The 7455-nt window shown below is 71.5% G+C and carries 6 protein-coding genes; all 6 read right to left on the bottom strand.

The genetic code is table 11. From position 1 onward, the window contains the following. Positions 1-1608: transcription termination factor Rho (gene rho, locus ACO1X9_RS09430; protein ID WP_486350572.1), on the bottom strand; the 1608-nt coding region annotated here is incomplete at its 3' end. 133 nt (positions 1609-1741) lie between these two features. Then, positions 1742-2692, bottom strand: coding sequence for a homoserine kinase (gene thrB / locus ACO1X9_RS09425; RefSeq protein ID WP_486350571.1), 951 nt, complete (start codon positions 2690-2692; stop codon positions 1742-1744). Then, positions 2689-3774, bottom strand: coding sequence for a threonine synthase (thrC, locus tag ACO1X9_RS09420; protein WP_486350570.1), 1086 nt, complete (start codon positions 3772-3774; stop codon positions 2689-2691). Before thrC ends, thrB begins: the two co-directional genes overlap by 4 nt. A gap of 24 nt (positions 3775-3798) precedes the next feature. Continuing rightward, positions 3799-5112 carry a homoserine dehydrogenase gene (locus tag ACO1X9_RS09415; RefSeq protein ID WP_486350569.1) on the bottom strand — a complete coding sequence of 438 codons (1314 nt, stop codon included), beginning with the start codon at positions 5110-5112 and terminating at the stop codon, positions 3799-3801. Continuing rightward, entirely contained in the window at positions 5109-6497 is a 1389-nt protein-coding gene (gene lysA / locus ACO1X9_RS09410; protein ID WP_486350568.1) for a diaminopimelate decarboxylase, read from the bottom strand. The genes ACO1X9_RS09415 and lysA overlap by 4 nt, the downstream gene beginning before the upstream one ends. Before the next feature lie 107 nt (positions 6498-6604). Continuing rightward, positions 6605-7453: an LmeA family phospholipid-binding protein gene (locus ACO1X9_RS09405; protein ID WP_486350567.1), complete on the bottom strand. Its 849-nt coding sequence runs from the start codon at positions 7451-7453 to the stop codon at positions 6605-6607. Positions 7454-7455 lie beyond the last annotated feature (2 nt).

Here is a 7455-nt window from a genome sequence, read left to right as displayed (position 1 = left end):
CTCGAAGATCCCCTCGTCCATCTTCGAGCCGGTCTCGACGAGCGCGGGCGCGAGGATGGTCAGCGAGCCGCCGCCCTCGAGGTTGCGCGCCGCACCGAAGAAGCGCTTCGGCGGGTAGAGCGCCGACGCGTCGACGCCACCCGAGAGGATGCGCCCCGACGCCGGCGAGGCGAGGTTGTAGGCGCGACCCAGGCGGGTGATCGAGTCGAGCAGCACGACGACGTCGTTGCCCAGCTCGACAAGGCGCTTCGCGCGCTCGATCGCGAGCTCGGCGACCGTCGTGTGGTCTTCCGCCGGGCGGTCGAAGGTCGACGCGATGACCTCGCCCTTCACCGCGCGCTGCATGTCGGTGACCTCTTCGGGGCGCTCGTCGACGAGCACCACCATGATGTGCACCTCGGGGTTGTTGACCGCGATCGCCTTGGCGATGGCCTGCAAGATGATCGTCTTGCCCGCCTTGGGCGGCGCGACGATGAGGCCGCGCTGGCCCTTGCCGATGGGCGCGATGAGGTCGATGATGCGCGTCGAGAGCTTCTCCGACGTCGTCTCGAGCCGCAGGCGCTCCTTCGGGTAGATCGGCGTGAGCTTGCCGAACTCGACACGCTCGGCCGCCTCGTCGACGGTCTGGCCGTTGATCGAGTCGATCCTGACGATCGCGTTGTACTTCTGGCGGCTCTGCTCGTTCTCGCGCGGCTGTCGGATGGCACCGACCACGGCGTCGCCCTTGCGGAGGTTGTACTTCTTGACCTGGCCGAGCGAGACGTAGACGTCGTTCGCGCCGGGCAGGTAGCCGGACGTGCGCACGAACGCGTAGTTGTCGAGCACATCCAGGATGCCGGCGACGGGGATCAGCACGTCGTCGTCGCTGATCTCCGGCTCGAACTCGTCGTTCTGACCCTGTCCGCGGCCGCGCTTGCGGTCACGGTAGCGGCCCCGGCCGCGACCCTCGCCGTCACCGTCACCGTCGGTGGCGGGACCGTTCTGGCCTCCGCCGTTCCGGCCGTTCTGGCCGCCCTGGCTGTTCTGGCCACCCTGGCCACCGGCGTTCTGCCGACCACCCTGAGCCTGACCCTCGGCGTTGCGGTTGCGGTTGCGGCTTCGACCGCGGCCGCGCGATGAGCCCTCGTCGCCCTCGCCGTCGGAGCCCGACGTGACCTCGGGAAGCAGGCTGTCGAGTTCGGCGGCGATCTCCTCGCGCGAGCGCTGGGTGTCGGCCGGGGCCTCGGCGGGCGCCTCGGAGCCCTCGGGCAACTCGAGCGCGGCGACCTCGGCGGTCGACGCGACGGCGCGGCGCGAACGGCGGGCGGGCGGGGCGGCGGCCGCCTCGACGGCAGCGGGCGCGGCCCCGTCCGGTGCCTCGTCGGCCGGAGCCGAGTCGACGGGCGTCTCGACCGAAGTCTCGACCGAGGTCTCGGCGGGTGCGTCGCCCGAGGCGGTCACCGCGGCGTCGTCGGACGTGGAGAGAGAGTCCACGAGTTCTCCTTTTCGAAGTCGGCCGGCGCCGGGGATGCCGCGCTGCTCGGCGAGGGCCTGCAGCTCGGAGAGCTTGAGGCGGCTGAGAGCGGCACGGTCGGCCGCGGGAGTCGCGGCGGTATCGGCGTCGGTCACGGTGGCGGTTCCTTTCGGCCCGGGCACAGAACTTCCCGGGGAAGGGCTCTGCGGGTTCTCCGCGACGATCCGCGGATGCGGAAGGGCGAGGGGAGGGTGTCAGAACCTGATGGGGATCACTCGACGAAGGGGGCTAGGCCGCTGCCTCTGAGGAGTGCGAGACCACTGTAGCACCCTTGAAATCGACCGCGAGCAGCAGGCTGTCCCACGTCGTCGAGGCATGCTGCTCGATGAGCTCCTGAGCGCGGAGGCGCTGGGCGGGGTCGCTGCCGAGAACGAGGATCGACGGGCCGGCGCCGGAGACCACCGCGGCGAGACCGTGCTCGCGCAGGACCCGGATGAGGGCATCCGTCTCGGGCATGGCGCTCGCGCGGTAGCTCTGGTGCAACTTGTCTTCGGTCGCGGCGAGCAGCAGTTCCGGGCTCTGCAGGAGCGCCGCGATGAGCAGCGCCGAGCGCGAGACGTTGAAGATCGCGTCCTCGTGCGGTACCGACTCGGGCTGGAGGCTCCGGGCGAGCGCCGTCGACATGACGGACTCGCGCGGGACGGCGACGAACGGCGAGACGCCGCGGTGCACGAGGAGCTTCTTGTGCCGCGGTCCCTCCGGGGTCACCCAGGCGATCGTGAGACCGCCGAAGAGCGCGGGGGCGACGTTGTCGGGGTGACCCTCGAGCTCGGTCGCGCGCGCGAGGAGGCCGTCGGCATCGATCTCGACGATGCCCTCGAGCAAGCCCTTCGCCGCCATGACGCCCGCGACGATCGCGGCACCCGAACTGCCCATCCCCCGGCCGTGAGGGATGCCGTTGTGCGCGACGACGTCGAGACCGGGCATCTGCTGCCCGTACTTCTCGAAGGTGTGCTTCACGGCCTTGATGACGAGGCTCGACTCATCGGTCGGCACTCCCCCGTCGGCCCCGACGCCTTCGACGCGGATCGTCGCGCCCGGCTCGGCCCGCGCGGTGAACTCGAGTTCGTCGTAGACGGAGAGCGCGAGGCCGAGGGTGTCGAAGCCCGGACCGAGGTTCGCGGTCGTCGCGGGCACCTTCACCGAGACGGTGCGGCCGAGCGGGACGGCGGAGGTCATGCGTGCGAGCCCGCTTCGAGCCCGAGCACGCGGGCCACCTCGGCGACGTCGACGGCGACCTTGGTGGGCTGCACCTCGCCGCCGTCTGCCGTCTTGAGCGCCCAGTGCGGGTCTTTCAGACCGTGCCCCGTGACGGTGAGCACGACGGTCGCGCCCTTGCCGACGACTCCGGCCTCCGCCTGCTCGAGGAGGCCGGCCACGCTGATCGCCGAGGCCGGCTCGACGAACACGCCCACATCGCGCGACAGGATGCGGTGGGCCTCGAGGATCACGTCGTCCTCGATCGCGCCGAAGTAGCCGTCGGTGAGCTCTCGCGCGGCGAGCGCGAGCTCCCACGACGCGGGGTTGCCGATGCGGATCGCGCTCGCGATGGTCTCGGGGTTCTTGACGACCTCGCCACGCACGAGCGGAGCCGAGCCCGCAGCCTGGAAACCGAACATCCGCGGCAGCTTCGTGGAGAGGCCCGACTCGAGGTACTCGGCGTACCCGCGCGTGTACGCGGTGTAGTTGCCCGCGTTCCCGACGGGGATGAAGTGGAAGTCGGGGGCGTCGCCGAGGACATCCACGACCTCGAAGGCGCCGGTCTTCTGCCCTTCGATCCGGTCGTTGTTGACGGAGTTGACCAGGTGCACGGGGTAGTTCGCCGCGAGGTCGCGGGCGATGTCGAGGCAGTCGTCGAAGTTGCCGTTCACCTGAAGCAACTCGGCGCCGTGCGCGATCGCCTGGGCGAGCTTCCCCATCGCGATCTTCCCGTCCGGGACGAGCACGGCAGCGGTGAGGCCGGCGTAGGTCGCGTACGCGGCGGCCGACGCCGACGTGTTGCCTGTCGAGGCGCAGATGACGGCCTTGGCGCCGTGCTCCTTCGCCTTCGACACGGCCATCGTCATGCCGCGGTCCTTGAACGACCCCGTGGGGTTCATGCCCTCGTACTTGACGTAGACCCTGGCTCCCGTGCGGTCGGACAGCGCCGGCGCCGGGATGAGCGGCGTGCCGCCCTCCCCGAGCGTCACGATCGGGGTCGCGTCGGTCACGTCGAGACGGTCGCGGTACTCGTTCAGCACTCCACGCCACAGGTGGGCCATCGTCACAATCCTTCGCAGTGTCTCTTACAAGCCTTCGACGCGCAGCACGCTCGACACCGCGGCGACGACATCGGTCGCGGCGAGGGCGGCGACGGTCGCGGCCAGCGCCTGCTCCGTCGCCTCGTGGGTGCCGATCACCAGGGTAGCGGTGGGCGCGGCGGCATCCGGACGCGCGTCCTGCTGCACGGCCTCGACCGAGACGCCGTGCTCGGCGAAGAGGGTCGCGATGGCGGCGAGGACGCCCGGCTTGTCGGCCACTTCGAGCGTGATGCGGTAGCGGGTGCGCACGCTCGAGATGGGCAGCACCGGGAGGTTCGCCTGCGTCGACTCGGCCACGCCCGGCCCGCCGATGACGTGCCGACGGGCGGCCGAGACGACGTCGCCGAGCACGGCCGACGCGGTCTGGATGCCGCCGGCGCCGGCCCCGTAGAACATGAGGCTGCCCGCCGCCTCCGCCTCGAGGAAGACGGCGTTGTTCGCGCCGTGCACGGCGGCGAGCGGGTGGTCGTTCGGCACGAGCGCGGGGTGCACGCGCGCGCTCACTCCTTCGGCCCCGGTCTCGGGATCGACGAGGCGCTCGCACACCGCGAGGAGCTTGACGACGAACCCCGCCGCGCGCGCGGCGGCGACGTCGGTGGCCGTGACCGACATGATGCCTTCGCGGTGCACGGCCTCGAGCGGCACGGTCGTGTGGAAGGCGAGGCTCGCGAGGATGGCGGCCTTCTGCGCGGCGTCGAAGCCCTCGACGTCGGCCGTCGGGTCGGCTTCGGCGTAGCCGAGCGCCTGAGCATCGGCGAGCACCTCGGCGAGGTCGGCGCCTTCGCGGTCCATGCGGTCGAGGATGTAATTCGTCGTGCCGTTGACGATGCCGAGGATGCGGCGTACGCGGTCGCCCGCGAGGCTGTCGCGCAGCGGACGGATGATCGGGATCGCGCCGCCGACCGCAGCCTCGTAGTAGAGCTGCGCGCCGACCTGCTCCGCGATGTCGAACAACTCCGGCCCGTGGGTCGCGAGGAGCGCCTTGTTCGCGGTGACGACGTCGGCGCCCGAGGTGAGCGCGAGCTCGAGGTACTCGCGGGCCGGCTCGAGCCCGCCGATGAGCTCGACGACGATGTCGGCGCCGAGGATGAGCGAGTGCGCATCCGTCGTGAGCAGCTCGGCCGGGATGTCGGCGCTGCGGGGGGCGTCGAGGTCGCGCACCGCGACCCCGACGAGCTCGAGTCCCGCGCCGACGCGCTCCGAGAGCTCGTCGCCGTGCTCGAGCAGGAGCGACGCCACCTGGGCGCCCACCGAGCCGGCGCCGAGCAGCGCGATCCTGAGGTTGCGGTATTCGATCATGAGGTCACTCCGGCATCCCGTCGAAGGAGGTCGTCTTCCGTCTCGCGGCGCACGATCACGCGCGCCGCGCCCTCCGTGACCGCCACGACGGCAGGGCGGCCCAGGTAGTTGTAGTTGCTCGCGAGCGTCCAGCAGTAGGCGCCGGTCGCGGGCACGGCGACGAGGTCGCCCGGGTTCACGTCGCCCGGCAGGTAGTCCGCGCGCACGACGATGTCGCCCGACTCGCAGTGCTTGCCGGCGATCCGCACGAGAGCCGGGTCGGCACCCGAGGCGCGGTTGACGAGCCGCACCGTGTAGTCGGCGCCGTACAGCGAGGGGCGCACGTTGTCGCTCATGCCGCCGTCGACGCTGACGTACTTGCGCACGTGCTCCCCGTCCACGACGACGTCCTTGATCGTGCCGACCTCGTAGACCGTGACGGTCGACGGCCCCGCGATGACGCGGCCCGGCTCGATCGCGACCGCCGGCACCGGGATGCCGAGGCGCGCGCACTCGCCGGTCACGACCCGCGCGAGGTCGGCCGCGATCTCGGCGATCGGGGCGACCTCGTCGGCGGTCGTGTAGGCGATGCCGTAGCCGCCGCCGAGGTTGAGCTCGGGCACCTCACCCTCGGCCGAGAGCTCGGCGTGCAGCGCGAGCAGCCGACGCGCAGCCTCGGCGAAGCCTGCCGACTCGAAGATCTGCGAACCGATGTGCGAGTGCAGCCCGAGGAACCGCAGCGACGCGTGCGAGCGGATGGCGGCCACGGCGTCGGCGGCGTCGGCGAGCGGGATGCCGAACTTCTGGTCCTCCCGCGCGGTCGCGAGGTACTCGTGCGTCGACGCGTGCACACCGCTGTTGATGCGCAGGCGCACCGCCTGCACACGGCCGTGCGCCTCCGCGGCCCGAGCGACACGGTCGATCTCGACGACGCTGTCGAGAACGATCGCGCCCACGCCGGCTTCGACGCAGCGGTCGATCTCGGCGAGGCTCTTGTTGTTGCCGTGCATCCCGAGCAGCGCGGGGTCGACCCCCGCCGCGAGGGCGACGGCCAACTCCCCGCCGCTCGCGACGTCGATGCGCAGTCCCTCCTCGACGACCCAGCGGGCCACGGTCGTGCAGAGGAAGGCCTTGCCGGCGTAGTAGACCTCGACGCCGGCACCGGCGGACGCGAACGCGGAGCGGAAGGCGTCGCGCACCGTGCGGGCGCGAGTGCGGAACTCGTGCTCGTCGACGACGTAGAGCGGCGTGCCGAACTCGGCGGCGAGGTCGGGCAGCGACGCGCCCCCGATCGTCACCGCACCGCGGGAGTCGCGGCGCGAGGAGGCGGGCCAGACGGCGGGCGCGAGGTCGTTCGCGTCGTCCGGATGGGCCAGCCAGCCGGGTGCGAGAGGAGAGGCGGTCACAGGACGCTCACATGAGAAGACGGAATCGGATGTGAGGCGAGCGAACCCGGATTGGTCCCTGAAGCCCGCCCCATCCTATCGGGCTCCTCTCGGGCTCCGTGGACGCGTCAGTCCGCGTCGACGGGACACACCCCGAGCGTCTGGAACTCCGGCCCGCCGAGGGCCGCGCCGTCGCCCGTGAAGGTCAGCACGAGCTCTGCGTCGCCGACGGCCGCGTCGGTCAGCACGAGCGCCTGCGGAATCTGATCGGCGACGCACAGTGTCTGCGGCTGGAGGAACGCCGCCGCGATCTGGCCGAGGAACGAACCGTCGTCGACGCCCGCCTCGAACGTCTGCTCACCGAGCGTGAAGGTCGTCGGCGACAGGACGAGCGCGCCCTCCTCGGCCGACGGCTGCAGCGAGAGACCCCACGGGATCGCGCTGCCGAAGAGCTCGAACTCCGCGGAGAACGCGACCTCCCCGTCGACGAGTTCCACGGTCGGCGCCGTGGCGGGATCGTCGCCCTGCGTCAGCGCTGCGAGGTCGTCCGACTGGATCGCGAAGTCGATCGCGAGCTTCTCGACCGCGGCCGTGTCCTCGAGGGGGACACCTTCCGCGTGGAGACGCACGCTGCCCTCGAGCTCGCCGAAGGTGCCCTGCGGCACGTGCACGTCGACGGTGTCGACCCGACCGGCGAGCGCCTGGAGGATGATCGAGCCGCCGCCGAGATCGACCTCGACCTCGGCGTCCTCGGGGAGCTGCAGCACCTGCACGATGCGCTCGCGCACGTAGTCGCGGGCGTAGGCCTTCGCGACCATCTCGCCGATGATCACCGCGATGACGGCGAGGATGACGAGCACCCCGACGACGACGAGCGCGATGATCCACCCGCGGCGCTTCTTCTTCGGCGGGGGCGCCGCCACCTCCTCGGCGGCAGGGGTCGGCTCGGGCACGACGGGGACGATCTCGGTGGTCATGG

The sequence above is a fragment of the Pseudolysinimonas sp. genome (assembly GCF_057350545.1).
Note: the sequence above shows the minus strand (reverse complement) of the source record. Positions and strands in the feature narration are given on the sequence as shown.